The organism is Xenorhabdus yunnanensis (assembly GCF_028598805.1).
Lineage (GTDB): Bacteria > Pseudomonadota > Gammaproteobacteria > Enterobacterales > Enterobacteriaceae > Xenorhabdus > Xenorhabdus yunnanensis.
This window is the reverse complement of record NZ_JAQRFI010000361.1, coordinates 1-223: the sequence shown is the minus strand read 5'-3', so window position 1 is coordinate 223 and position 223 is coordinate 1. Positions and strand designations below refer to the sequence as shown.

Here is a 223-nt window from a genome sequence, read left to right as displayed (position 1 = left end):
GATATTGGCGGTGGTCACGTCATCACGGTAACGCATCCAGATACGCACAGTGGCCTCAGAGAACACGGCACCGGATGCCAAACGCTCACGCCCGCTAATCGCCCTCACTTCTGCCCAGACGGTGGCGGCATCCACCCACTTGTCAATAACCTGCCCTGACGGGGCGCGTGACTGCTCGGATTTCTGGATAGTCACCCGATGCCTCAATCTGCCTGCCCTCATT

The 223-nt window shown here is 59.2% G+C and carries 1 protein-coding gene; it reads right to left on the bottom strand.

The features are described 5' to 3' along the window. A partial coding sequence (locus PSI23_RS22605) for a phage head closure protein (protein ID WP_273557112.1) occupies positions 1–222 on the bottom strand: 222 nt, incomplete at its 3' end. Position 223 lies beyond the last annotated feature (1 nt).